Origin of the sequence: Citrobacter sp. TBCS-14, assembly GCF_005280805.1 — a bacterium.
GTDB classification, from domain to species: Bacteria; Pseudomonadota; Gammaproteobacteria; order Enterobacterales; family Enterobacteriaceae; genus Citrobacter; species Citrobacter gillenii.
Genome location: NZ_SZWM01000704.1, coordinates 1 through 203, shown reverse-complemented (window position 1 = coordinate 203; position 203 = coordinate 1). Strand labels below are relative to the sequence as shown.

Genomic DNA, 203 nt, shown 5'->3' with positions numbered 1-203 from the left:
CTGATGAACGTCGACTTTGCAGACGTGCGCACCGTGATGTCCGAAATGGGCTATGCGATGATGGGTTCTGGCGTGGCGAGCGGTGAAGATCGCGCTGAAGAAGCGGCTGAAATGGCTATCTCTTCACCTCTGCTGGAAGATATCGATCTGTCTGGCGCGCGTGGCGTGCTGGTTAACATTACTGCGGGCTTCGACCTGCGTCT

General features: G+C 56.7%; 1 pseudogene. It reads left to right on the top strand.

Annotated elements, in window-relative coordinates:
- Window positions 1-203: pseudogene (locus FDX22_RS20810) on the top strand (cell division protein FtsZ); the annotation flags it as partial.